Origin of the sequence: Exiguobacterium acetylicum (assembly GCF_019890935.1) — a bacterium.
Lineage (GTDB): Bacteria > Bacillota > Bacilli > Exiguobacteriales > Exiguobacteriaceae > Exiguobacterium_A > Exiguobacterium_A abrahamii.
The window spans coordinates 1,430,603-1,454,986 of sequence record NZ_CP082333.1 but is presented as its reverse complement, the minus strand read 5'-3'; the positions used below and the strand labels follow the sequence as shown (position 1 = coordinate 1,454,986).

Genomic DNA, 24,384 nt, shown 5'->3' with positions numbered 1-24,384 from the left:
GTCGTTTCTTTGCACATCACGTCGAATACATTCGTCCACTTTCGGGGATTGTTTTTTAACCAATTGCACATTCCGAACATTTATCTCTTTACTTTTGAGTTCTTATGACCTTATAATAAATTCAAGATAACAATTACCTTAAAGGAGGAAGCGCTGTTGACACTACTCATTGCTTTTCTAGCCATCGTTTTCATCATGCTCGCCCTTGACCTTGGAGTCTTCCATCGTAAGGCACATGAAGTTTCGCTTCGGGAGGCCTGGACGTGGACGTTCGTCTGGATCGCGATTGCCGTCGCCTTCGGTGGCTGGCTCTACTTCGATCAAGGAAGTTCCGCTGCGATCGAATATACGAGCGTTTATTTCATCGAGAAGGCTCTCGCGATTGATAACGTCTTCGTCTTCTCACTCGTCTTCGCATACTTCGCGATTCCATTGAAGTACCAGCACAAAGTCTTATTCTGGGGTATTCTTGGTGCAATCTTCTTCCGCGTCATCTTCATCGTCGCTGGTGTTTCGTTGCTTGAGAACTTCGCTTGGGTCTACTACATCTTCGGAGCGTTCCTCGTCTACACGGGTTGGATGATGTATAAAAACATCGGTCAAGAGACGTCGCTCGAAGAAAACAAAACGATTCGTTGGCTAGAGAAACGTTTACCGATCACGCAAGACATCTCGTCTGGTAAGTTCGCAAAACGAATTGATGGGAAACTGTTCTTCACGCCGCTCTTGATTGCTCTACTCTTCATTGAAGTATCGGATATCGTCTTCGCCGTCGACTCCGTTGCAGCAAGCTTCGCGTACTCGCGTGATCCGTTCATCATCTTCTATGCGAACATCATGGCGATCCTCGGACTCCGTAGTCTCTACTTCGTCCTCGCGAACTTGATCGATCGTTTCTACTATTTGAAACACGGTCTTAGCTTCATGCTCGTCTTTATCGGAGCGAAGATGATTCTCGGTGATGTCTACAAAATGCCGATCTGGATGTCACTCGGTACGATCGTCCTCGTCATCTTGATCAGCGTCTTCTACAGCTTCTACAAGACGAAGCCAGGAAAATAATCAATCGTAATGCAACAGGGAGTGGATCCGTTGATCCACTCCCTGTTTGTGTTAGCCGACCTGTTCGAGCCGACCTTGATTGATCCGGTAGACAGAGTCACAAAGTACATCGATGTCCTGTTGATTGTGACTCGTCAAGATGATCGTCTTCCCTTCTTTTTTGAACGACAACAAAAGTTCCCGCAGACGCAAGACACTATCGTGATCGAGTGCATTGAATGCCTCATCCAAGATCAAAATGTCCTGCTGTTCCATGATGGCTTGCGCGATTGCGAGCTTTTGTTTCATTCCGAGCGAATATTGTTTGACCTTCTGACGATTGCCAGGCTGTAAGCCGACGGTCCGCATCGCTTGTTCGATGTCAGCATCTGTGATCACTTTTCGGATCGCTGCGAGTTGCTTTAAGTTCTCAAACCCTGATTTATGGGCGATATAACCCGGACGATCAATGATGACGCCGACGTTTTCCGGAAAGCGTCGTGTCGGACCGAGCTGTTCATTCCGGACGGTGATCGTTCCCGCGTCCGGATGGATAAAGCCGCAAATCATCTTGAATAAGACGGATTTTCCTGAACCGTTCGGTCCCGTGATGCCGACGATGTCTCCTTTTTGAATCGTCAAATCGACGTCTGCGAATAGCAGATTACCTTGATACCCTTTCGTGACCTGCTCGAGCTTGATCATTTCCATGATACGTCCTCCTTATATTCGTATGCTTTTTTGAAACAGAACATATAACCAGACAAGTGAAAGCCCAACATAGATCAACAAAACGATCAAGAGATGTGTCAGACTAAACGACTGCAACTGGGCGAATCCATTCAATCCGGACGGAAAGATGCCATACTGATTGAAATTGGGCAGTAAGAAAACCGATAAGACGCCGAACAAACCGAGCATCGCGTATCCATCTGGGAATTGCCACAGCAAGATGAAGCTGAAAAGAGAATAAAGCATTAATTGTAACATCGAGATGCCAATCAGTTGCAGCAACAATTGCATCGTTGAAATCGATAAAAGGCTAGTCGAAAGCGATAGCGATACGCCTTGCAGCATTCCGATTACAATCGTTCCGAGGATCAGAAGTGAGAGAGCAAGTAGATAAAAACGCCCTTCCCTTACGAAGACATGCAGTGCCCATTTCTCGAGGCGTTGGTAACGCATCCACGTGTATGGTCCGATTGCCGTCATTTGATCCTGCAGACGCAATTGACTTAAGTAAGCGAGTCCGAAGAAAAGGATCAGATGCGACACGAGTTGGAGAAACGAACTGTCCTCCGCACTGACACCGTAAAACACGACGACGAACAAATCACCAATCGTTTGCAGCTCAGTTGACGCTCGACTACTACTGAGGAAGATGTACAGACTAGCAAGCATCGCATAGACGAGATACGGTAATAACTCCTTTCGCAAAGTCAATAGTTGACGGAGCGATTGAATCCATTGTGCCAGTAGATAGATCAGTGCGATCGCAAGACTGAGACCAACGAGTGCCACCCAGGGTTGCATCCTGAAGGATATAGCCCCGACAGAGAAGTACGTGGCGGGTGACAAGAACATCCCGATTCCAAACGATGATTTGAAACCGATGATACACCAAATCACTACTCCTGCCGCCTGTAGCAACAAGCCATTACGCTTTTCGTGCAACAGAAACATAAGACACATCAATCCATGTAGGACAATGCTCGTAAGCAACCACAAAATCGGTTGTAATAAAATCACTGACAGGGGCGAATGGAAAGTCGTAATGAGATAATGACTGATGTTACCACTTGTTGCGAGTTGACTGTATGGACTCCACTGCAACGTAAACGGTTGATCGCTAGCACTAAGAAGACTCAGCAACAAGACGAATCCGAACAGTGTCAGAACAGCGCGTACATACCGTTTTGTCGAGTAGTACACCCAGTTCCGAAATGAGCCAACCCGAATCAAAATCGTCGGTTCATACTGCTGTTCAATCGTTCGAAACGAGAGGAACAGCAGTAACGGCATCAGGAAAAAGAGGATTAGGTACATATCATTTTGAATCGCAAATGTGATGTCCCACGCGTTGACGTCTTTGCCGAATTCTTGTGCCTCAGACAGAACTTCTTGTCGTCTATACCATGCGACGTAGCTGATCACGAGGAGGAATAGACTGTTAAGTACAATCGAAATGTTTCGTGTCCTCTTCATGATTGGAAGATCCACTCCGGTTTCGGTCGAATCATCGTTAGATAGAGCGTGATGTTAACGACGATCAAAATAGCAAACGGCACGAACACCGTCCAAAGCGGTTGTTCCGTGATATTGAACGGAAAGACCGTACTGATGGGCGAGAACTGTGGTGCTTGCATGATACCCGCAACGAAATTAAAGATATGATAAGCGACGAACGGTAACGAAATTGCGAGATAGACTTGTTCGAGCGCCAAAATCAACAGATAAGCAAGCGTCGCATACGCGGCTCCGTTGAGTCCAATCCAAGCAGCATAGAGGACGGCATAGAGTAACGGATGAATGTCCGCCAAGAACGAAAATGCATTTGAGGTCTCATACGTCTTTTCGCTGAGAGACCAATAGTCAACGAGACCGATGATTGGTTCGACATAATGAATGAGAACGAACGTCACGATTGTCATTAAAAAGAATACGATTCCTGTCAGCATCGCATTGACGAAACCGACCGCAAGAAGATAATCCTTTAGACTCGCACGCGTTCGGACATATGTCAGATAGTTATCCTTGTATTCAGCGATGAAGATTGGCAAGAAAATTAAGACCGCTAGTACCGGAAACAGCATCGGGATCGTTCCTGATAGCGTCTCCTCGAACACTTCGATCGGTAAGAAGAACTGATAGCCTTCATAAATGAAACTGAATTGAAGCACCGGTAACCCGAGAATGATCAGAAGATATAACACGCATCGTTTCACCGTGAATGCTTGCGACCAAATGAGCTTGATTTGCTGCAACATATGACCCCTCCTATTTTCGTAATGCCCAAAACCAATAACCCAGGACGTTAAAGAATACGACTGAGACGATACTTAATAGATGCAATCGTCCTGCATGATGGAGCTTGATGATGCTCCAAATGACCGATGTCACGAGATAGATCGTCATGCCGATCAGCGCGAGCACGGCACCGAATTTCGTGACGTCAAAGCTTTCTGTCGTCGTCAGGTGCTGTTCGTCAATCAGATACATGCCGTGTGAAATGAACAACTCCGGTAACCATATCGATTTATGAATGGTGAAATCACGTGATGACGCCGCGTCTTGTCCGGAAATCGATACCAGCAACAGATGATCTTCTAGAAGACGTTCATACGCTTCGATTGAGCGTTCATTGCCATAAAAGGCATCCGCATAGGCGAGCGACTGATGCTGGCTCAATATCATCGTGCCGATAAAGAACAATATCGTCGCAGCGGCGATGCTGATTCCGATGCGGAGCAACCACGAAGCGAACGTCCGCTCTTTTCGATAGACCCACGTCAAGAGCTGATCGACATGTTCCTTGCTACCGTAGCGATACATGGCAAGCTTCGTCGCTTCTTCTTCTGAGTAACCTTGAATCATCAAGTCTCGCATCGATTGTTCGAGATGGCTTCGCGCCTCTTCCATGACGTCGATGATTTCCGGATCCGTCACATCCGCATCTTGATACAAGTCACGGACGAAATGATCGAGTTTATTCAAGCGCACCGTCTCCCTCTTCAAGAAACTTCGGGAGTAGTTGCTTCAGAAAACGCCATTCGCGTCGCTTTTTCGCAAGAAGGATTTTTCCTTCAGGCGTCAGCGTATAATATTTACGCCGTCCGCCGCCCGCTGCTTCGTCACTCCAATAGGATGTGACGAACCCTTTTTTCTCGAGTCGCTTGAGTGACAAATAGAGTGTCGCCTCTTTCAGTTCGAACTGCTCGTCTGACGTTTGCCGGATCGTCTTCGCAATTTCATACCCGTATCGGTCTTGTTCGTTCAGCAACGACAAGATGATCGTGTCGACATGCCCCTTTAATAACTCTTTATCAATCTCGATCCCGTCCAACCCCTTCCTTATTCTGGATGTATCAGCACCTTAACGATAAACTGAATTACTCTGTAATGCAAAGTACTTTTTACAACTTATGGGAATGAATCAACAAAAAGCACGCTCCTGTTTAAGAGCGTGCCCAGTCGGTTTAGTTCAATAAGTCGTTTACTTTCTTTGAATCTTCGATAAAAGGCTTCGTGAACGCCTTAAGTGTTTTCTCATTATCGTACGCCGTAAAGTCTTTTCCATACCAATCGCGCAGCTGTTGTTTCGTAAAGTGATACGAAGCATCCTCGATCGTCATGTTGACGTGGTCGACATTCGGAATCAATGTGAACAGTGCTGTTGCATTGTAGATTGCCGTACGATTACTTTTTTGTTCGACCTGTCCTTCTTCGTATCCAGCATAACGTAACGTGAGTTGATACGGTTTATCCTTCGTCGACAGTTCCATTTTCTTTAACTGATCGCCATGAGGTAGCTGTTGGACGATGTCTCGTACGTTACTGTTATCTCCTAAATATGTACCTTGTTGATCAAATACATCGGTTTGTGTTGCCGCTGTTCCGCAACCTCCGAGTATCAACATGCCGCTCACTAGAGCAATTGTCCCCGTTCCCGTTCTCATCATACCTTCTCCTTTTAGTAGACCAATTATACCTAATAAACGTAATCATTTTTTAAAAGTTTCACATTTCAATGGAAATTTCCCCCTATCTTACAGGAATGCTAGTTCCTTCTTAATGATTGCGATATTTTCTTGATGACATTCTCTTGTAAAGGATGACGGATAGTCCATTTCTTGCCCGATTTGCTCCATCATCAAGGCATCGTCGATCCGTACGGCTTCGATTAATCGCGTTAGATAAGCGCGCCCTTGCTGTGTCCGTTCTCTCATCTCATTCAGATTCGTCGTCCAGGCACCATGACCGGGAATCAGTAAAGTGATGCCATGACGATCAACGATTTCCTCTGCTTGGTCCAGTGTCTTCAGATACGCTTTGGCACTATCAAATAAATAGGGTAGTTCAAAATCCGATAGATAATCACCTGTAATCCAGACACCTGCTGGTTCAATGACAGTAAAGAGCCCGTCTGGGGTGTGCCCAGGCGCCAAGTAGAACGTTAATGTCGTCTCTCCGATCATCAACTGTTGACCATTCCTTGAAATGACATGATCAATCGTCGGAAACGTGATCGGATACGAGCGATCGATATAATATTCGCGATCGAAGTCAGCAATCAACCCTAACTTATAGTCTTTTTTCGGATGATGCTGCATCTTCTCACTTCCAATGACCTGAGCATCCGGAAAAGCACCGTAGCCGATGATATGATCAAAGTCGCCGTGAGTGAATAAAAGATACAATGGCCGTTCTCGGCGGATTCGCTCGACATGGCTTCGAATCTCCTCGACCTCTTGTGGCAACCATGTCGGATCGACAAGCAGAATGAATTGTTCACCCTCGTAGATCGTGCTCGTCGTTTTCCAAAGTGCGCTCTGGTAAATGGTTACTGCTCCTTGTTCATAAACTTTCATGTTTTATTCCTCCTCTTCATGAGAAAAGCCCGAGGGACGTCGTGAAGACATCTCCCAGGCTTTTCTCCTTCCGTGTATATGATTCGAAAATCATACGTTTTCTCTCGGACCAGTCCAGCTGATAGCTACGGAACCCTAGAAAACCAATTGATATGTAGTTGAACTAAGTATACGAACGAATAACGCCATGTGACAAGGTAAAGATGATGGCATCATGTGTATGTTCGCTTGATTAAAAAGGTTCGGATAAAGAGACTAATCGTGATTGAGATCATACTTTTCAGGAAGAAGTCCTCTGTTAAAGCTTCCACGACCGTCATATGAATGATCTACAATATTGTTGCTTCAGGTACCCAATCAATGACGCGTCCGATTCCTAACAGCGAGGGTACACTCAACAGGAGATACACCGTCACGATTGTTCCGATCAGTTTCTTCATTCGCCTCTACCTCACTCATCACTGGTTATTCATGCTTTGTAGGATTCGTTTTCATACTTTTCAGCACTAGGTTATACTACCATTATAAGGAAAAAAACTGATTTGGATACGTCAATTTGTTTAGAAAGGAATGCATTGCACATGTCACTTCCCCTCACTTGGGATTTAACGCCTGTCACCCCTTCAAATGGATTTAACGATGAGTTCGAACAGATGGACGAAATGCTGTATCGACTTGATACATTTGAACTTCATCAATATCCGCTTCTTCGCTGTACATTAGTAGGAGATGGACTCGCTCTCTGCTCTGAACTCGATTCGTACATCACATGTGTCGATTCTCCTTCGGTAGAATGGCCCTTACAGAAACTTCATGACTATAAAAAACGTTTTATGAAAGCTAAAGATGCGTTTCACCGCTACTTACACGAAGCTTCCATCGATGTCTTCGACAAGATCCTACTTGATGTGACAGATGCTTCTTTAAGCGAACTGTTTCACTTTTGGCGAAACATACCACCGCTTGAAGTTGTCGCAGATCTTTTACCACTGCGACAACGATACGCAGCTGCAACACAACGATTAAAAGTACATATTGAAGAACGCGAGGAACCACTGTCGCTATCAGAGGCAATTCAATTGAGAAGTCATGCTGATCCGGTGATTCGTCGAGCTGGATTTGACGGATTGGAGGAAGCATGTCGACTTCAGCAAGATGAATTCGAAAAACTCTATCGTGAAATCGCTTCGATCCGATTTCAACAGCTCGCACCGACGACGGAGGGATTGCTGCATGTCGCAGCAACAGCGAATCATCTACAGGTCGAGGATTTACAAGAAATGTGGACGACTGTACGACAAGAACGTCAGTCACTTCACTCTGCCATGCAACAGCTGACGCAAGCGACATCCTGGAACAGTTATGATGTGTGGCATCAAAAGAGTACAGAACGGTTTTCATGGGAAACCGCTTGTCGTCTTATCATCGATAGTTTTGCTTCTACGAGTATCGAGATGGCTTCATTCGCGACATCGTGCTTCGAGAAACAATGGATCCAAGTCATTCCAGATCAAGAACATGGTGTTTCCTTTTGCGCTTCGTTTCCAACTTCCAAAGCATCTCGCATCTTGATCGCCTATGACGAGAGTCTCGTTTCGTTACTTGCGCTCGCCCATGAACTAGGACACGCCTATCACAATCAAGTGTTGCACGGTGCTCCATCCCTCTTGCGTAGTTATCCGATGTCAATCGCTGAGACAGCATCGACGTTCGCCGAGTTACTTGTCCTTGATCATCTCGATCAGATTGGGGACGCTGCTTTGCAAGAAGATGTTCGCAACCAACGGATTCGCCGCAGCATGATGAACGTTTTGATTCTTGATGTCCGTTATTTATTTGAGCAGCAGCTATATGAGGCGCACCAAAAACAACAGGACATCGATTTCTCTCTTTTGATGGTGAATACCTATGATGAAGTATTCGGTGGACTCCAGTTGCACCATCCGCGTAGCGCCTGGATATGGACTCCGCATTATTACGTGACCGATTTACCATTCTATAATTTTCCGTATACGTTCGGATATCTCCTCGCCCTTGGCATCCAGTCGATCGATTCCAAGTCAGTGACGGAATCGGTATTACCTGCGCTATTACGCGACGGTGGCACCTTGATGATGGAGCGATTGGTGCGTCGTCATCTCGACTGTTCGTTAACGGAACTCTATCAGCATGCACTTCAAACGGTTCGGTCAGAGTTCCATCTAAATCGCTCATAGGTCTTTCGAACATACCCATTTTTTAGAAAAATCTGCAAAACCGTTTTTGTAAGCCGTTTTTTCCATAAATGGTATGTTACCCTAATATCATTCGACTCGTTCGAAAATAATGTTATACCTATTCACGGAGGTTTTTGATGTTACAAATGTCTAACTTACTCATTCTGCTCTTTTTATTCATCTTCCTAACATGCGGAATCGCTTTCGCTTTATTCTGGATCATCAGAAAAATCAAATCGTAATCATAACAACCCGGTCTCTCAGACGAGAGAAGCCGGGTTGTTGTTCGTTTCATAGAGTTGTCGGATGTGACTCACGATGCCGTTTGCCGTTTCCGGTACAGGTGGCATCCATAGACCCGTCACAGGACCGTAGACGACGGGATTGATTGCCACCTCGTACCCACCATACGGGTGTTCTTCCGCAGTCGGCAAGTAACCGATGTAACCGTTCGTATATCCTCCGAAGAATGCGAGTTCCGTTTGACGCATCTGTTGAATCTGTAGCGCTGTCTCACAGAACGGCTCCATCGGGATGCCTGAGAACGAACCCTCATTTAGTTCAAACAATTGAACTTCGACAGGGATGGTGAGTCTTGTTCCCGATTGCTCTTGAACGTACGCCAACCAGCGTGCTGCGCTGACGCCCCATGTCTGTTCAGCGTAAGTCGCCATGTCTTGCAATACGTCCGCAACCGGTACTTTGGTTAAGCGCATCGGATAAATCACAGACTGAATCCGGTGTTGCGTTAACGGTTGAAACGATACGTCTGGAATCGTCGTCAAGACGTATCCACTTAAAGCAAACGCCATCTTCTGTAGACTTGCTAGGTCACCGCGATATTTCGCATTGACGTTTCCCGTCGCCCCTTGGATGATCACGACTGGACAACCGAGTGCCTGTTCGAGGATCGTTCGAGCGACGCCCGGGTAATCACCGGATAAGACGATACTGTCTGATTTCAAGACGTTCGGATGCGCTGTACAGAAAACGAAGGCTCCGACGAGACTCGCATCATCGGCACGGCGAACCAACAGTGTGCCGATTCGGTCATCCGTCATCCCAAGCGGATCCGTCCCCATCACCGCGTGACCATTCCTTTTCTCTCGTCGGTTGACGCCGAGTTTTCCGGACGTCACACCCCAACCCATCTCGACCGGTTGCATCGCTTCGCTTGCTTTGACGGCAGAAACGATCACTTGTTGCGTCAAGATCGTTTTATAGGCGACGGTCAACGGTTCAGTTCCCGCTGTCGCTGGTCCCGAATGCGTATGCGTGTAGACGACCGTGACCTGTTCCTTCGACACGTCTAGCCGGTCCGCGATGCCTTCACGGATGATATTGGTATCTGCGACGAGCAACCCGATGTTATCGATGCTGACGAAAACCGATGTCGTCTGCTCGCTCTCAAAGATGCTCGCTGTGACATATAGCGGATCGTGTATGCTCGCGACACCTTCTTCTCGGTGATAACCGATGAAGGCGGCACCGAGCGGCGGATTGATTACTTCCTGATGTATTCCAAAACGACTCATGTCTGACGTTCCCCCTTGAGTAACACACTATTTCTTCCATATACTAACATTAACTACAGTAGAGGAGGACATGCAGATGGCGATTCGTTGGAAGGAAGAGATGATTCAGTTCGAGACATTTCGTGAAGCCGAAGTTTGGGCGGACTCGATCACGAATGAGATTCATGGTCGTTCAATCACCGGATATTGCACCCCTGACTTTAAAGTCGCGACGATTCTTGCTTTTTATTTAGCGGAAAACCCAGACTATCGTGTACGGTCGGCAACGGTTCACCTCGATGAAGAAATCTATTATCAAGTTTGGGTCGAGATACTCGATTCATTTTGACTTCATGAATTGGTCGAGGACGATTTCCTGAAACGCGCGTGTCACGGGTGAGCCCCACTTCGACTGTTTCGTAAGCAGATGGGCATACATCGGTTCAAACGTCTCATCATGTTGAATGATTTTTATCGCACCTGCTTCCACTTCATCTGCTACCGTCACATACGGTAACACAGCAAAACCCAGACCGTTCATCACCATCTTCTTGATTGCCCCGATACTCCACAATTCCTGTGTCTGAAACGAGATGTCTTGGTTGCTGACGCACGCCTCAAACATCATTCGGTAACTGCATCCGTCTTCATTCGTCAGATAGACGTATGTGTCCGCGGAAGATCGAATCGCGTCAAAATGATCCGGCATCGTCGGATGACCAATGATGACGATCTTCTCTTCTGTCAAAACATCATGCGTACAACGTTCAGCGGAAAACATTGGATACAGCATCAAGGCGACATCGACCCGTCCATGTAAGAGTTCGTCTTGATTTTCCTTACAAGTTCCATTCGATAAGATGATGTTGATATTCGGATATGCTGTCATGAACGTCTGTAAGACGGAACCAAGACGAGAGATCGTCAGTGACTCTGGCGCAGCGATTTTCAAGACGCCTTCAAAGGAATCCTGTTGTTGAATCGACTTAATTTTCTCATGTGTCGCTAGTAAGTCTTCAGCTAACGGGATGATTTCCTGACCTAAAGGTGTAAGCTGAAGTGTACGATTGGCATAGAAAAACAAAGCACCGCCTACTTCTTGCTCGAGCAATTGCATATGGGACGTGATTGTCGATTGCGTGTAGCCAAGTTCACTCGCAGCTGCCGTATAACTCCCTGTCTCAATGATCTTCAAGAAAAGGAGTTTTCTTATGAATATTGTTGCTCTTTTATCTTATGTCATCATTACGTCCATTACACCTGGACCAAGTAATCTGTTAGTCATGCATGAATCGAGCCACTTCGGTTTTCGTGGTGCTTGGCGATTTAATACCGGAATCTTACTGGGGTTCATGATACTCGGGTTGATCAGCGCATTAGGGACGACAGTATTACAAGCGGCCTTACCTATGATCGAACCGATTCTTCAGTGGCTCGGTGCCGCATACCTCGTCTACCTTGCCTATAAGATTGGTTTCCCAAAACAGACAGCAAGTCAGGTCGATACCGTGCCAGCGACATTTTTATCCGGTCTGTTGTTCCAACTCATCAACGTCAAGAGTATCCTCTTTTTCTTAACTGCTTTATCGACGTTCATTCTGCCGCATAGCACGTCTACTATAGAAATCGTTCAATACACTTCGTATGCCATCATTCTCGGTTGGATTGCCTTATTGCTTTGGGCAGGAAGTGGCTCTCTGTTTCGTTCGTTATTTCAAAAGTACGATGTCGCGTTTCGCGTCATCATGTGTACGTTGATTTTGTATTCAGCCATCACGATCTTTTAATCGAGATATCCGCTAAAAGGACCGCGATTTCTTAGTGAAAGAAATCGCGGTCCTTTTCATACACTCTAAAAGCATCCTCGTGGATGATTCGGTGTTTAGTTTCGTTCGTTCATGATTTCCGAAAGTAATCGAGTTCCGTTTCCGACATTATCGAATGGATTTTCCTTGATGAAGGTCAAGAAGCTCTCCTCCGGTGCTTTCGTGATTTCACTCGCTTTCGTAACAAGTTCTTTGACTAACGCTGCTTTTTGTTCTTTCGTGACCGGTCCGATTTCGATTGTAATGAGTGGCATATTTTTCGTCCCCTTTTTTGTTAGATTTGATTAATTAAAGGTAACTCACATTGTCGTCATGGAAATGTCGTTCTTTGACAGATGGGTCATCCGTGTATCCAACCGCCAGGGCAATGAATGGTGAATAATTTTCAGGGATATCAAGGTCTTGTCGTAGAGATGCTGTCGCATTCAAGGCGTAGATGACACCGTTCATCGTGACGGAGTTCAGTCCTATACTCGTCGCAGCAATCGACATGTTTTGAAGTGCTAATGCTGCGTCCAATTGCTCTGCTTGGTATTTGTTTTGCGGTGCCGAGACAATCAACAAGGTGGGTGCTCCATAGAACGGCTGCGGAACGGGTATTATGCTCGAAACAGCGGTTGATAAGGTATCCAGTAATGCTGGATTTTGAATGACTGTGATATGCCGGGCTGAATCCGAATCCGACAGCCCTCCTCCACTGATTGGTGCTGCATTTGCTGCATGAATCAATTGCTTCAATTCTTCTTCTTTGATTTGCTCGGTCGTAAAATGACGTATGCTTTTTCTTTTTATGATTGCGTCCATAGCGTTCATGGTGTTGCCTCCTTTTCGATCACCGGTAATCTTCGATTGGCGTCGGTGTATGCTATAATCCTAGTACCGAAAAAGAACGTCGACAAGAATGCAGTTTTTTATGAGTCACTTAGAAAAAACTGAGTAAGGAGTGAAAAACGTCGTCATGCCAACGAATGAACCATTAAAAGAATTAAAGATTTGTCCAGTCAAAACGAGCTTGGACATCATCGGTGGAAAATGGAAGCCATACATTATTAGAACCCTATTTTTAAACGGAGTCGTCCGGTACAACGAACTAAAACGTGAAATCCCTGGCATTACGGACATGATGCTTTCCCAGTCTCTAAAAGAACTGGAACGGGATTTGGTCATCAACCGTGTTCAGTATAATGTCATCCCTCCTCGCGTCGAATATTCGTTGACGGAGAATGGAATGGGACTTTCGATTGCCGTTCAAGAGTTAGCAAAATGGGGTAACATCCAACTCGATCGTAATGTCTGACTAGAAAAGATGCTGCTATATAAACAGGCTCTCTATCGACGCAATTGTTCGTGTCGATAGAGAGCCTGTTTCATTTCATCAAATACAGATGTTGCTTCACTCACACGACTCATTGTCGCGAATCGTACAGTGTGACCATCGCTTCAACCGCTGCATCCATCCGCTCTTGTAAGCCAATTTTATTCAAGACGACGAGCCCCTCAGTAAAGACAAAGAGCAACGCAGTCTGCTGATCGACATCTTCCCCCTCTGTTGGCACGTATATTTGTTTAATCCAATCGTCGAACGACTCCCCGATTGTCCGCGTGATGGACGTATACGGTTCCCCCTGACTCGTTGCGAGGTGGGTGATCTCGAACCAAAGATTCAAATATGGCTTGATTCGTGGCTCATCGATTGCTTGACGTAGAAAGCGGACGAATGCCGTGAACTCGAGTTTTAAATCTGGTTGCTGCAGTAAATCAATCAGTTCTTGACTGATCGCAGTCAACACTGAGGTCTCGATGTCTTGTTTATCCTTGAAATAATGCATCAGCATCCGGTCACTCGTCCCGGCAGCGGTCGCCATCTTCTTCAGACTCATCTCCTTGATGCTTGATGCTAACGTCGCTTTTGCGATCTGATGCGTATAATCCTGTCGCTTCTGTTCAAACTTATCCATATCCGATCGACTCCTTCCCTTTCCATCATACTCGATTTTAAGAAACGGGCACTACGCAAAAAAGCATCCACGAGGGATGCTCTATTTTAAATAGCGATTGATGATCTTCTTAAAAGCAAGATCCAGTCGGACGTTCTCGTCTTTCGTCAGCTGTTTCGCTTCTTCAAAGACAGCTGCTGCTTCCTCGAATTTATTCTCGTAAATCAAGATCGTCATTTTCCCTCGCTCCGGTCCGACGCGCCCACTCGACGTCTCACGTTCTCGTACCATCGCCTCTGCTGCTTGATCCACGCGCTCGATCCGGTCTTGCTTACTGATTTTTTTCTTGATCAGTTTTCGCTCGAGTTCCTGTACGTATGGAAGTGATTTAATCAACGTCAAAGCTGGATCAATCGGTCCATATTGGGCGACGAATGCTTCCATTTGATGTCGCTCGTAATCCATGACTTCTTGATAGAGTGGTTTGCTTTCCTTCGCTAATGCCTGCTCGACCTTGACGAGTCGTTTGACTTCTTTTTTCATTGCGACCATTCGTTTATCGAACGCTTTTTTCTCAGACGATGTATCGACTGCTTTTAGATCGACTCGCATCGCTCTGATGTTTCTTGACTCCTTCACGTTATCTGAATCGTATTTTTCTACTTTCGGATTATACTGCTCGACCGCAGTCCGATATGCTTCGTTTTGATAATAAGAAGGAATTTTGATTGGGGATTTGGAGCTAAGATCTGATAAGATGTTGCCGTACTTCGTGATGACCTTCAATTGATCGGCACGGTATTTTTTATAATCGAACGCTTTTTTCGTCTGGACCACTTTTGCTTCGACAAGACTGCTTCCACTTCCGATACTCGCTCCACTCATCAATACGGCTACAGCCGCACTACAGGCGAAGATTGTTCGCAATCGCTTTACCTTCATATGTTCGCTCCGTCCCTTCTCATCATCCAACGTTCCTTTTTCCGTATTATACCAAATTCAACAGCATCACATTTCGTTATTTGACGGATCAGGGTAATAACTTTCCTTCTACACATCCTCGATTGACGTTCGATTGTAGTACATGCTACATTTATTTGTAGTAAACACTACATTTATAAGGAGGATCCTTCATGAAAGAATCTCAAGTTTCATTTGTAGACACCATCCCGAAACCTTTATTGCTCATCATTACGATCGCATTCGCTGTTTTAACTGCGTTTTCGATCATTGACTTTGGTGTACTTGGCATCTTTGCGGAAGCGACACAAAACACGGCGACGCTCCAGATTTTCGTCGACCTGATTCTCTGCGCCCTCTTCATCATCGTTTGGCTCCGTCATGATACACGTCGTACCGGACGAAGTTTTCCGCTTTGGGCAATCATCACCCTCGCAATTGGTGCGTTCGGACCTCTACTCTATTTGTTGACTCGAAAATCATGACGTTCTGACACGTGCCGCCTCTTCGGTACGTGTTTTTCTTAAGACAAACTTAAGAAAAAGACTCCGTCTATCAACAGAATTCGACCGTATCCTAAGAGGTAGATTACACATTAAAGGAGTTTTACCTCATGAAGAAGGCCATCTTTGATACGATCGTCCACTTAAATGCTCGACCAGTTGTTGCGAACGCACTAAAACGGTTTGCAATGAGTCGCTTTAGTAAACTACTCATCCGACCTTTCATTCGCACCTATCACATTCAGACGGATCAAGCGCTGAAGTCCGTTGATTCGTTTACCTCGCTGCACGATTGTTTCGTACGCAAGTTACGTCCTGGTATGCGACCAATCGCAACCGCGCCGGATGCCTTCGTCAGTCCAAGTGACGCCGTCCTCTCCATCGTCCCGGCGTTAACGCAAGATAGTCGGTTTACGATCAAAGGACAAGACTATACCGTTGCTGAGCTGATCGGCTCAAGCGAACGCGCCCAGGATTACGCGAACGGAGTCGCCTTAATTTTCTATTTGAGTCCGACCGACTACCACCGTGTCCACTCGCCAGTCACGGGCGAAATCACGACGAGTTATACACTGGGGCGAGAATCGGCACCCGTCAATGACCTGGGGCTACGATTCAGCAAACGTCCGCTGACACGCAACTATCGTCGGGTCACGCGTCTGCAAGTCGATCACCGAGCGATCGAGCACGTCATGGTCGGTGCGCTGAACGTCAATACGATCGTTCAGACACATCAAGGACGCCTGCTGGAGCGTGGTGCAGAGTTCGGCTACTTCTCGTTCGGTTCGACCGTCATCCTCGTCTTGCCACCGGACACCGTCGAACTCGCACCAGGCATTGAACGTCGCGTCAAGATGGGGGAGCAGATCGGACGCTGGATCCCATAAAAATGGATTCCCTTTTTGTTAAGATTCCTGACTAAGAAAAACATTTGAATTTGCTAGACTAAAGGAAACCACTATTCAATGGGATGGCGACCGTGAAAAGCAGTTGACGTTAACGTGTATCGGCATGGAATAACATACAAAATGGGAAAGAGGTCGTGTCATGAAAAAAGTCGTTTTAACTTGTGCTTTCTCGATTATGGCTGTGTGGATATTAGTTGGTTGTAATAATGAAGAGATAATGCAAAGTACTAGTGAAAAACCGACGGCATCCGAAGTATTGAGCGAAGATGCTAAAGCAGACATTTTTCAATTCAATGATACGATCTACCAATCAGATGTAGCATGGGCAGAAAAAACCGAAGTCACTCAGAAGGAAAAAGTCGGAGAAATTAAAAGAAGAAGTTCGGATAGAGACGATTTTGATAATGGGACTGCTACGAAACTCTCTAAGGGTACCGTCCTATACTCCACTAAGGAAAGAAAGGAAATTCTGCTAGTCAGCTTCAAAGGGAAATTAAAAAAGTACGTTGCTTTAGGAGAGGGTTAATTTGTCTATAAGAAAAGGCATCCTCAGCTAAGGATGCCTTTTCTTATTTACATTATGATGATGGTTGAGAAGTTACTCAGCCGTTGACGACCTTTTCAGCTACTTCTTCATTCATCGACTGACGATTAATCGAAAGTCGTTCGCCTTCTTTCAAGCGTTTGCGATATTCCGCTGTAGCTGTGAACAGAACATCTGTCGAAGAGTTGAGTCCTGTTTCAAATGAATCTTGCAACACTCCAATGATGAAACCAACGGCAACGACTTGCATCGCGACATCGTTCGGAATCCCGAATAAGCTACATGCAAGTGGAATCAAGAGAAGTGATCCGCCAGCGACACCTGACGCTCCACATGCACAGATCGCAGCAAGTACACTCAAGATGATGGCTGTCGGAATATCGACTTGAATCCCGAGCGTATTGACGGCAGCAAGTGTCAGAACCGTAATCGTAATCGCCGCCCCCGCCATGTTGATCGTGGCACCGAGCGGAATCGAGATGCCGTATGTCTCTTTATCGAGACCGAGCTTCTTACACAATTCCATGTTGACGGGGATGTTCGCTGCCGAACTGCGTGTGAAGAAAGCCGTGATGCCACTTTCACGTAGACATTTAAAGACGAGCGGATATGGATTTTGACGGACGTTGATGAATACGATCAATGGATTAACAATGAGTGCGACGATAAGCATCGTACCAATCAATACGCCCAATAATCCTACATACTTACCGAGAGAACCAATTCCATTCTCTGTGACTGAACCGATGACGAGACCCATGATTCCGAGGGGTGCTAGTTTGATGATCCAGCCGACCATCTTAGCGATACCGTCTGAGAAATTCGAGATGAACGTTTTTGTCGTGTCGGAAGCATTTTTTAATGCGAGTCCTAAGACGATCGCCCATGTCAGAATTCCGATGTAGTTCGCTTGAATGAGCGCATTGACGGGGTTGTCGACCATGTTCAAGACAAGTTTCTTAAGGACTTCGATGGCGTTTCCAGGAGCTGACAGCTTCTCTGCGCCTTCTGTCAGTGTAATCGTCACTGGGAACAAGAAACTGACGACGACCGCAATCGCACCCGCTAAGAATGTACCGAGTAGATATAAGAAGACGATGGATTTCATGTTCGTTTGCTGACCTTTTTTGTGTTGCACAATCGAAGCCATAACTAGGAAAAAGACCAAAATCGGCGCGACTGCCTTTAGTGAGGAAACAAATAATGTTCCAAAGATGGTCAAAGAACTCGCTACTTCAGGAATCGTGACGGCTAAAACAATCCCTACGATCAAGCCAATCGCGATTTGTTTCACTAAACTGATTTGGTTCCACATCTTCAACAATTTCATACATTCCCCTCCAGGCTTTCGAAAAATAAGTTATTTAGAATTCGAAAAACGATGACTTCTCTCTTCTACTCAAAAGGATGAATAGTCTAGTCATTCACTTTTCTAAAAATTCTCGCAGTTTGTTGTGTTCTATTTTTGCATAAATCGTGTGAAATAAAAACTAGTTTTTTGCAAGAAATATGATTCCTTTTCCTGGATGTTAAGTGAGCATACGAATGCAATCGATTGCATAATTACAAAAAAAGTAGAAGAAGACACATGCCTCCTTCTACTTCATTATGTAAACTAAATCTTTATTTATGAGTGTTGACTGTACTCCTCAAGAGACAGTCGATTTTTTGCGTTTGACGATCAAAAGAACGATCACAAACAGAAACTCAAGGACCGTAAAGATGCCGACGAAGAAATAGACGACTAACACCTGACTGATCCCATCGACAGCAATTGTGTAAAACCACAGTAATGAAATGCCCGTCGTATAAAGAAGATTGATGATCGTTCCGCTAATCAAGCTGGCTTTCAAACTTTTCTTACTCCGCGCCTGACTCACGATGATGATGATGGCACCGATCACCCAGACGATGAGTATGAGTTCAAGGATAGTCTTATCGTTCCACTGTACTTCCATGTCTCTTTTTCCTCTTTTCAATGTTTTGTGGTTTCGCTTCTATAACACGTAATCTATTCTTCATTCTAATTCTGTTTTCCTTTTATTTCCTCATACAAAAAGCATGTATTCGACTTGCGCGTCAAATACATGCTTCCCTAGTTCCTTATTTAATTGATCCGTTTGCCATCCCATCAATGATATGGCGCTGGAAAAAGAGATACACGACGAGGATCGATACGATGCCGACCACATACGACGCGAACGAAGGACCAAAATCACTAAAGTACTGACCCTGATAGTTGAATTGGAACAAAGGTAAGGTCCAAGTTGACTCATCGCGGTTCAGCAGAAGCAACGGTAAGAGGAAATCGTTCCAAATCCAGAGTGCATTCAAGATCAACACAGTCGCGTGCATTGGTTTCATCATCGGGAAGATGATCTTGAAGTACGTATTGAACTTCCCGCTCCCGTCAATCGCTGCCGCTTCATCGAGTTCTTTCGGAATGACGGTTTTTACATATCCTGCGTAAAGGAACAGCGATTGTGGTACCGCGTACGTCAAATACAACAGAATCAAGCCGAATTTACTAGATAATCCGAGTCCTGACATCATCGAAGTAATTGGAATCATGATGACTTGAAACGGAACGAAAATCCCGATGATTAAAAAGATGTAGATGCCTTGAAACACACGGCTCCGATCCATCGTACGTGCCAACGCAAAAGCAGCCATCGGCACAATCAGGATGATCAACGCGATCGCTGAAGTCGTGATGAGCATCGAGTTCGCGAAGTACTGAACGACACCATCCTCCCATAAACGCTGGAAGTTATTGAACGTGAATGGATCTGGCCATTCAAAGAATCCGCCGGTGATTTGACGCGTTTCTTTGAAGGAATTTAAAATCGTCAGATACATCGGTAGAGCAATCAATACGAGTCCGATGGATAAAAATAGATAGGTCGGAATATGAATGCGATCTTTTTTCATGATGCCCTCCTTAAACTTCGAACCGTTTGGACGAATTGATTTGAATGACCGAAACGATCGCGATGATGATGAACAGTACGATCGCAATCGCACTGGCATAACCGAACTGGTTATTTTTGAACGCATAGTTGTAGACGAGTAGTCCGAGAGATGTCGTCGAGCCACTTGGTCCTCCACCCGTTAACGCGTAGATTAAATCAAACGCCGTCAAACCCGCCTTCATGGCAAGGATCAAGACGATGCTGATCGCTGGCGATAGAAAAGGTAGTTCAATTTTTTTAAATGTCTGCCATGCATTTGCTCCGTCAATGGACGCCGCTTCACGAATCTCGTTTGGAATGCTTTGAAGATTCGCTAAGAAGATGACGACAGGAATCGCGACCCCTTGCCAAAGCGCAACGAAGAGTAGACCCCAGAAGGCAGTTCCTTCGTTTGCGATCAAGCTTTGCGACAGCCATTCAATCTGTAAGTATTCACCGAGCGGTACGAGACCGTAGTTGAAGAACTGCTTAAAAATCAAGCCGAGCGTCACGGTGCTGATGACCGCAGGAAAGAAGTAGGCTGTCCGAAACAGCCCGACTCCTTTGATCTTACGGTTCAATAATTTAGCAATCGCGATGCCGAGCACGATTTGACCAGCGACGAGACCAATCGTAAAGAGTAATGTAAAGCCGATGCTATCCCGGAAACGTGTGTCTGATAAAATCGAGATATAATTATCGATCCCGATGAAGTGATAGGAGCTAGTCAGCCCTGTCCAGTCGGTGAAGCTGAAGATGACACCTTGCACCAAGGGAATGAAGAAAAATATGATTTGAAGTAAGAGCGGCACGATGATGAAGAGATAGGGCCAGTAGCGGTTGACGAATCCTTTTTCTTTCATGGAGGCAACTCCCTTTCGATTATTTCATTTCATTGAAGAACGTGTTGAGATCATTCGAAAGCTTCTTCTTATCCCCTTTGTTCATATAATCCACCGTCAAATGCCAAAACTCTTCTTCCGACGGCCACTCGGAATGCAGCCAGATGATTTGTTTATCCGAGAAGACGAGATCCGAGACGGCTTTTGTTTCTTTGAAGGATCCGTCTGCTTTCACGGCTTTGACGGACGTTGGAGAGCCATCCTTATCATAGTATTTCTGCATGACGTCCCCTTCCGTTAAGTACGACAAGAACTTCTTCGAAGCTGCCTGCTCTTTTTTCGATCCTGATGCTGAGACGGATAACGCCAAGTCGGCTGCTCCGACCGTCATCTCTTCACCTGCTTGTTTTCCCGGGTATGCGAACATACTGACTTCGAAATCAGGCTGTTGGTCCCGAATGACTGGAAGTGCCCAGATGCCGTTCGGGAAGATCAACGCTTCTTGATTCGCAAATACAGCGACCGCATCGCTATACGAAGCACCGTTCGCATTCTTTTGCGTATTTCCGCTGACGAGACTCAGTTCGTTCGCGACTGCTTCAAAGTTCGGATCTCCGACTTTGATGCCATTTTTCGGGCTGTTCTTGAGTGCATCCTGTGTTTGTTCGAATCCACCTGTGACCGTCGCCCAGGCAAGTTGATGATATCCGTTCACTGTCCACGAGTCCTCTGTCGTCAATGCGCTCGCAAATGGTGTCTCTCCCGCGTCTTTGATTTTTGCGACGACTTCCTTCATCTCATCCCACGTTTTAGGTGGCTGTAGACCGAGCTCATCGAATTTCGTCTTATTGTAGAAGAAGCCCCAAGCGTTCGAGTTCAGCGGTAACGAGTAGACTTTTCCATCAACAGCATACGACTCGGCAGCACCGTCCTTGAGATTTCCTAAAAACGACTCCTTCGATAAATCAACGAACTTCCCGTCTGCTGCCCACCCTTTGAAATCCGCGTTTTGTGGATAGGTATGAACGATGTCCGGGACATCACCACCAGCAATCCGCGTTTTTAAAACGGTACCGGCATTGCTGACGCTCGTCAGCTTCACATCGATGTCGGGATTCTTCTTCTCGAAATCCTTGATGATTTGATCTAACGTTGCCTTCATCTCGACTTTTTGTGAAAAGAACTCAATCTCGGTCTGATCCGAATTCGCTCCCATCGTACAGCCTGCTCCAAACAATAACGAAGACGAGAGAATGCCTGCCATTCCTAATTTCATCGACTTATTCATCATGATTGCCTCCTGAATGTTCTTGTATTTTTTTTAAGACATATAACCGGCTGTCAAAATCTCCGTTGACGGTTGGTGGCACATACAACCCGATGTACATGAGCTCATCTCCGCCGTAACGAGTTCCTTCTAATTCGTAGATCGCTTGAGGATCGAGACCGTTCAATTTTAGTGTCCGGATCGGTGCAGCAGCTTCACTCAAGACGGTGACATCACAGACGATGATCTTATCTTGCTCCTGTGAGACGAACATCCAAGCTGGATGATTGCTCGTGAACGCACTCTCCAACCGATAAAACGTTCCGTATTGAAGCGTACGCCGATGCGTTTTGTAAAACGCGATTTGCTGTTTGACGATTGTCTTCTCCTGTTCCGATAACCGTGTCGCATCAAGTTCATATCCGAATACACCCGCCATCGCAACGTGACCTCGCATTTCAAGACTCGTCTTGCGATGCGTTTGATGATTCGGGATCGCAGAGACATGAGCGCCCATCGACGAGATTGGATAGACCATGCTCGTTCCGTGCTGGATCTTCAGACGCGCGACGGCGTCCGTGTTGTCACTCGTCCATGTTTGCGGCATGTAATACAACATCCCGGGATCAAAACGACCGCCACCGCCGGAACAACTCTCGAACAGAATATGCGGATAACGCGCAGTCAAGAACTCTAGTACTTCATAGAGTCCGAGTACATAGCGATGCAACAGTTCGCCTTGCAACTCGCTTGGTAACGTGGTCGAAAAGACTTCCGTGACGTTCCGGTTGAAGTCCCATTTGATGTAATCAATCTCGACTTCATCAAGCACAGCCGTCATCTGTTCGATGATATTGTCTCGCACCTCTTTTCGACTGAAATCCAGGACGTACTGATCTCGTCCTTTGGATCGTCCACGACCTGGAATATGGATCGTCCAGTCCGGATGATTTCTGAAAAGTTGACTGCTTCTTGAAATCATTTCCGGCTCGAACCATAATCCGAATTGCATCCCTTGAGCATGGGCATGATCCGCGAGATGTTTCAGCCCGTTCGGTATCTTTTCTTGATATTCGAACCAATCTCCGAGTGAGGAATAATCGTCATCTCGTCGTCCGAACCAGCCGTCATCCAGCACGAACAATTCGATGCCGAGAGCCGCGCTCTCCTCCATGATTTGCTTGATTTTCGTTTCATCAAAATCAAAGTACGTCGCTTCCCAGTTATTGATCAGAACCGGACGATCAGTGTCACGGAAGTTTCCTCGCGCCAAGCGCTCGCGATACAGTGCGTGAAAGGCGTGTGACATCTGCATCATGCCGTGTTGGCTGTAGGAGATGTTGACTTCGGGCGCTTGAAAACACTCGCCTGGATTCAGTTGCCACTGGAAACCGAATGGATTGATCCCGAGTTGAATCCGCGTCTGTCCATAAGGATCCTTCTCGACCGTCATTTGATGACTCCCGCTATAGACCAAGCTGAACCCGACGACTTCCCCGCTGTACTCCGTCGCCTCTGGTGAGACGATCGCGAGAAATGGATTCATTTGATGACTACTCGAACCACGTTTACTGTCAAACACTTTGATGCCTCGTGTGATCGTCTCTCGCTCTATCATCCGCTCGCGTCCCCACGTACCATTCAACGTCAGACATTCCAATTGTTGAGACGGGAGATCCAGTGACAGACTCATCAGTTTTTGGATGTCATGTGTTTTCGTACCGACGTTATGCAACTGAACGGATCGCGATAAGATCGGTCGATCTTGAAAGACGGTATATGCTAGACGCAACTCGAGTTCTTCCTTTGCATCTTCTAATATCAAGACAAGCGTCTCCGCCTCTTCCTCCATTTCGACATAGGTGGCGGGAAGACCATCCAGCTTCGGTTTTCCGTTGATTCGTTCGTATGAGCGATAGCGAAAGTCTGTTACATCTGACCCATCTTCGTGTTTGATCTGTTGCGCTGGTGAACGATAATCCCCCGTCCCATAACCGGGATACTCTTGCAGAAGCGTATCGAGCGAGAACAATCGATCCGTAGCATCCGGAAAGTTAGGTGAAAACGATCGATCAATCCGTGGGTATTTTCGTGCTCCATGATACGTTTTGATGGGTTGACCGAAATACTCCTGGGCGACGATCTGTCCTTCTTCGATCCGAAGGATATAGCTGTAATGACGATTTGTTAAGTGAAATATACCTTCTGTTTCGTTAACATGAATCAGTTCCAAAACCCAACCCCCTCAATTGATGACGCTTTCATTTTGAAACAAAAGAAAAAAGCG

Annotated in this window: 27 protein-coding genes and 1 riboswitch; of the genes, 8 read left to right on the top strand and 19 right to left on the bottom strand. The window is 46.0% G+C overall.

Going from position 1 to position 24,384, the window contains the following annotated elements; all coding sequences use genetic code 11:
• Positions 1 to 156: 156 nt before the first annotated feature.
• A complete protein-coding gene (locus K7G97_RS07505; protein ID WP_023468093.1) occupies positions 157 to 1,062 on the top strand; it encodes a TerC family protein in 906 nt (301 codons plus the stop codon).
• A 51-nt stretch (positions 1,063 to 1,113) separates the two neighbouring features.
• Here K7G97_RS07505 and K7G97_RS07500 read toward each other — a convergent pair whose 3' ends face one another.
• The 7 genes from K7G97_RS07500 to K7G97_RS07470 form a co-directional block, all read right to left on the bottom strand.
• Positions 1,114 to 1,752, bottom strand: coding sequence for an ATP-binding cassette domain-containing protein (locus tag K7G97_RS07500; protein WP_223041828.1), 639 nt, complete (start codon positions 1,750 to 1,752; stop codon positions 1,114 to 1,116).
• A 12-nt stretch (positions 1,753 to 1,764) separates the two neighbouring features.
• Positions 1,765 to 3,246 (bottom strand): hypothetical protein, encoded by a 1,482-nt coding sequence (locus K7G97_RS07495; protein WP_223041827.1) that lies wholly within the window; start codon positions 3,244 to 3,246, stop codon positions 1,765 to 1,767.
• Positions 3,243 to 4,028, bottom strand: a complete 786-nt coding sequence (locus K7G97_RS07490; RefSeq protein ID WP_223041826.1) for an ABC transporter permease — start codon at positions 4,026 to 4,028, stop codon at positions 3,243 to 3,245. Before K7G97_RS07490 ends, K7G97_RS07495 begins: the two co-directional genes overlap by 4 nt.
• 10 nt (positions 4,029 to 4,038) lie before the next feature.
• A complete protein-coding gene (locus K7G97_RS07485; protein ID WP_223041825.1) occupies positions 4,039 to 4,761 on the bottom strand; it encodes a permease prefix domain 1-containing protein in 723 nt (240 codons plus the stop codon).
• Positions 4,748 to 5,095, bottom strand: a complete 348-nt coding sequence (locus tag K7G97_RS07480) for a PadR family transcriptional regulator (protein WP_050677757.1) — start codon at positions 5,093 to 5,095, stop codon at positions 4,748 to 4,750. The genes K7G97_RS07485 and K7G97_RS07480 overlap by 14 nt, the downstream gene beginning before the upstream one ends.
• 142 nt (positions 5,096 to 5,237) lie before the next feature.
• Positions 5,238 to 5,717 (bottom strand): DUF4825 domain-containing protein, encoded by a 480-nt coding sequence (locus tag K7G97_RS07475; RefSeq protein ID WP_223041824.1) that lies wholly within the window; start codon positions 5,715 to 5,717, stop codon positions 5,238 to 5,240.
• 90 nt (positions 5,718 to 5,807) lie between these two features.
• The gene (locus K7G97_RS07470; RefSeq protein WP_223041823.1) at positions 5,808 to 6,629 is read right to left on the bottom strand and encodes an MBL fold metallo-hydrolase; all 822 of its coding nucleotides are present in this window, start codon (positions 6,627 to 6,629) and stop codon (positions 5,808 to 5,810) included.
• 49 nt (positions 6,630 to 6,678) lie between these two features.
• Positions 6,679 to 6,779: riboswitch (guanidine-I (ykkC/yxkD leader) on the bottom strand.
• A 431-nt stretch (positions 6,780 to 7,210) separates the two neighbouring features.
• Between K7G97_RS07470 and K7G97_RS07465 the strand changes: the two genes are divergently transcribed.
• Positions 7,211 to 8,845 (top strand): gluzincin family metallopeptidase, encoded by a 1,635-nt coding sequence (locus K7G97_RS07465; protein WP_223041822.1) that lies wholly within the window; start codon positions 7,211 to 7,213, stop codon positions 8,843 to 8,845.
• A 260-nt stretch (positions 8,846 to 9,105) separates the two neighbouring features.
• Here the strand turns inward: K7G97_RS07465 and K7G97_RS07460 are convergent, their stop codons facing one another.
• Positions 9,106 to 10,380, bottom strand: coding sequence for an alkaline ceramidase (locus K7G97_RS07460; protein WP_223041821.1), 1,275 nt, complete (start codon positions 10,378 to 10,380; stop codon positions 9,106 to 9,108).
• Between the two features lie 76 nt (positions 10,381 to 10,456).
• On the opposite strand from K7G97_RS07460, the gene K7G97_RS07455 reads away from it, so the two are divergent.
• Positions 10,457 to 10,708 carry a hypothetical protein gene (locus K7G97_RS07455; RefSeq protein ID WP_396133873.1) on the top strand — a complete coding sequence of 84 codons (252 nt, stop codon included), beginning with the start codon at positions 10,457 to 10,459 and terminating at the stop codon, positions 10,706 to 10,708.
• Here K7G97_RS07455 and K7G97_RS07450 read toward each other — a convergent pair.
• On the bottom strand, positions 10,700 to 11,578 hold the full coding sequence (locus K7G97_RS07450) for a LysR family transcriptional regulator (protein ID WP_223042003.1): 879 nt from the start codon (positions 11,576 to 11,578) through the stop codon (positions 10,700 to 10,702). The two genes, K7G97_RS07455 and K7G97_RS07450, sit on opposite strands and share 9 nt — an antisense overlap.
• Here K7G97_RS07450 and K7G97_RS07445 point away from each other — a divergent pair.
• Complete coding sequence (locus K7G97_RS07445) at positions 11,571 to 12,146, top strand: LysE family transporter (RefSeq protein WP_223041820.1); 576 nt, start codon at positions 11,571 to 11,573, stop codon at positions 12,144 to 12,146. The two genes, K7G97_RS07450 and K7G97_RS07445, sit on opposite strands and share 8 nt — an antisense overlap.
• Before the next feature lie 95 nt (positions 12,147 to 12,241).
• On the opposite strand, the gene dmpI is transcribed toward K7G97_RS07445, so the two are convergent.
• The gene (gene dmpI, locus K7G97_RS07440) at positions 12,242 to 12,439 is read right to left on the bottom strand and encodes a 4-oxalocrotonate tautomerase DmpI (RefSeq protein ID WP_223041819.1); all 198 of its coding nucleotides are present in this window, start codon (positions 12,437 to 12,439) and stop codon (positions 12,242 to 12,244) included.
• A gap of 34 nt (positions 12,440 to 12,473) precedes the next feature.
• Positions 12,474 to 12,998: a nitroreductase family protein gene (locus tag K7G97_RS07435; protein WP_223041818.1), complete on the bottom strand. Its 525-nt coding sequence runs from the start codon at positions 12,996 to 12,998 to the stop codon at positions 12,474 to 12,476.
• A gap of 145 nt (positions 12,999 to 13,143) precedes the next feature.
• On the opposite strand from K7G97_RS07435, the gene K7G97_RS07430 reads away from it, so the two are divergent.
• Positions 13,144 to 13,482, top strand: coding sequence for a winged helix-turn-helix transcriptional regulator (locus K7G97_RS07430; protein WP_223041817.1), 339 nt, complete (start codon positions 13,144 to 13,146; stop codon positions 13,480 to 13,482).
• Positions 13,483 to 13,591: 109 nt separating this feature from the next.
• On the opposite strand, the gene K7G97_RS07425 is transcribed toward K7G97_RS07430, so the two are convergent.
• A complete protein-coding gene (locus tag K7G97_RS07425) occupies positions 13,592 to 14,143 on the bottom strand; it encodes a TetR/AcrR family transcriptional regulator (protein ID WP_223041816.1) in 552 nt (183 codons plus the stop codon).
• Between the two features lie 81 nt (positions 14,144 to 14,224).
• Positions 14,225 to 15,064, bottom strand: coding sequence for a hypothetical protein (locus tag K7G97_RS07420; RefSeq protein WP_223041815.1), 840 nt, complete (start codon positions 15,062 to 15,064; stop codon positions 14,225 to 14,227).
• A gap of 191 nt (positions 15,065 to 15,255) precedes the next feature.
• On the opposite strand from K7G97_RS07420, the gene K7G97_RS07415 reads away from it, so the two are divergent.
• From K7G97_RS07415 to K7G97_RS07405, 3 genes are all read left to right on the top strand, one after another.
• Positions 15,256 to 15,567 (top strand): DUF2834 domain-containing protein, encoded by a 312-nt coding sequence (locus tag K7G97_RS07415; RefSeq protein ID WP_223041814.1) that lies wholly within the window; start codon positions 15,256 to 15,258, stop codon positions 15,565 to 15,567.
• Positions 15,568 to 15,695: 128 nt separating this feature from the next.
• Complete coding sequence (locus K7G97_RS07410; protein ID WP_223041813.1) at positions 15,696 to 16,472, top strand: phosphatidylserine decarboxylase; 777 nt, start codon at positions 15,696 to 15,698, stop codon at positions 16,470 to 16,472.
• Positions 16,473 to 16,632: 160 nt separating this feature from the next.
• Positions 16,633 to 17,019, top strand: a complete 387-nt coding sequence (locus K7G97_RS07405) for a hypothetical protein (RefSeq protein WP_223041812.1) — start codon at positions 16,633 to 16,635, stop codon at positions 17,017 to 17,019.
• 76 nt (positions 17,020 to 17,095) lie between these two features.
• Here the strand turns inward: K7G97_RS07405 and sstT are convergent, their stop codons facing one another.
• The 6 genes from sstT to K7G97_RS07375 form a co-directional block, all read right to left on the bottom strand.
• Positions 17,096 to 18,367 (bottom strand): serine/threonine transporter SstT, encoded by a 1,272-nt coding sequence (sstT, locus tag K7G97_RS07400; RefSeq protein ID WP_223041811.1) that lies wholly within the window; start codon positions 18,365 to 18,367, stop codon positions 17,096 to 17,098.
• Between the two features lie 319 nt (positions 18,368 to 18,686).
• Positions 18,687 to 18,995 (bottom strand): hypothetical protein, encoded by a 309-nt coding sequence (locus tag K7G97_RS07395; protein WP_223041810.1) that lies wholly within the window; start codon positions 18,993 to 18,995, stop codon positions 18,687 to 18,689.
• Between the two features lie 145 nt (positions 18,996 to 19,140).
• Positions 19,141 to 19,968, bottom strand: coding sequence for a carbohydrate ABC transporter permease (locus tag K7G97_RS07390; RefSeq protein WP_058705285.1), 828 nt, complete (start codon positions 19,966 to 19,968; stop codon positions 19,141 to 19,143).
• A gap of 10 nt (positions 19,969 to 19,978) precedes the next feature.
• Complete coding sequence (locus K7G97_RS07385) at positions 19,979 to 20,851, bottom strand: carbohydrate ABC transporter permease (protein WP_029341502.1); 873 nt, start codon at positions 20,849 to 20,851, stop codon at positions 19,979 to 19,981.
• Between the two features lie 19 nt (positions 20,852 to 20,870).
• The gene (locus tag K7G97_RS07380; protein ID WP_223041809.1) at positions 20,871 to 22,118 is read right to left on the bottom strand and encodes an extracellular solute-binding protein; all 1,248 of its coding nucleotides are present in this window, start codon (positions 22,116 to 22,118) and stop codon (positions 20,871 to 20,873) included.
• Positions 22,111 to 24,324 (bottom strand): alpha-galactosidase, encoded by a 2,214-nt coding sequence (locus K7G97_RS07375; RefSeq protein ID WP_223042002.1) that lies wholly within the window; start codon positions 24,322 to 24,324, stop codon positions 22,111 to 22,113. Before K7G97_RS07375 ends, K7G97_RS07380 begins: the two co-directional genes overlap by 8 nt.
• Positions 24,325 to 24,384 lie beyond the last annotated feature (60 nt).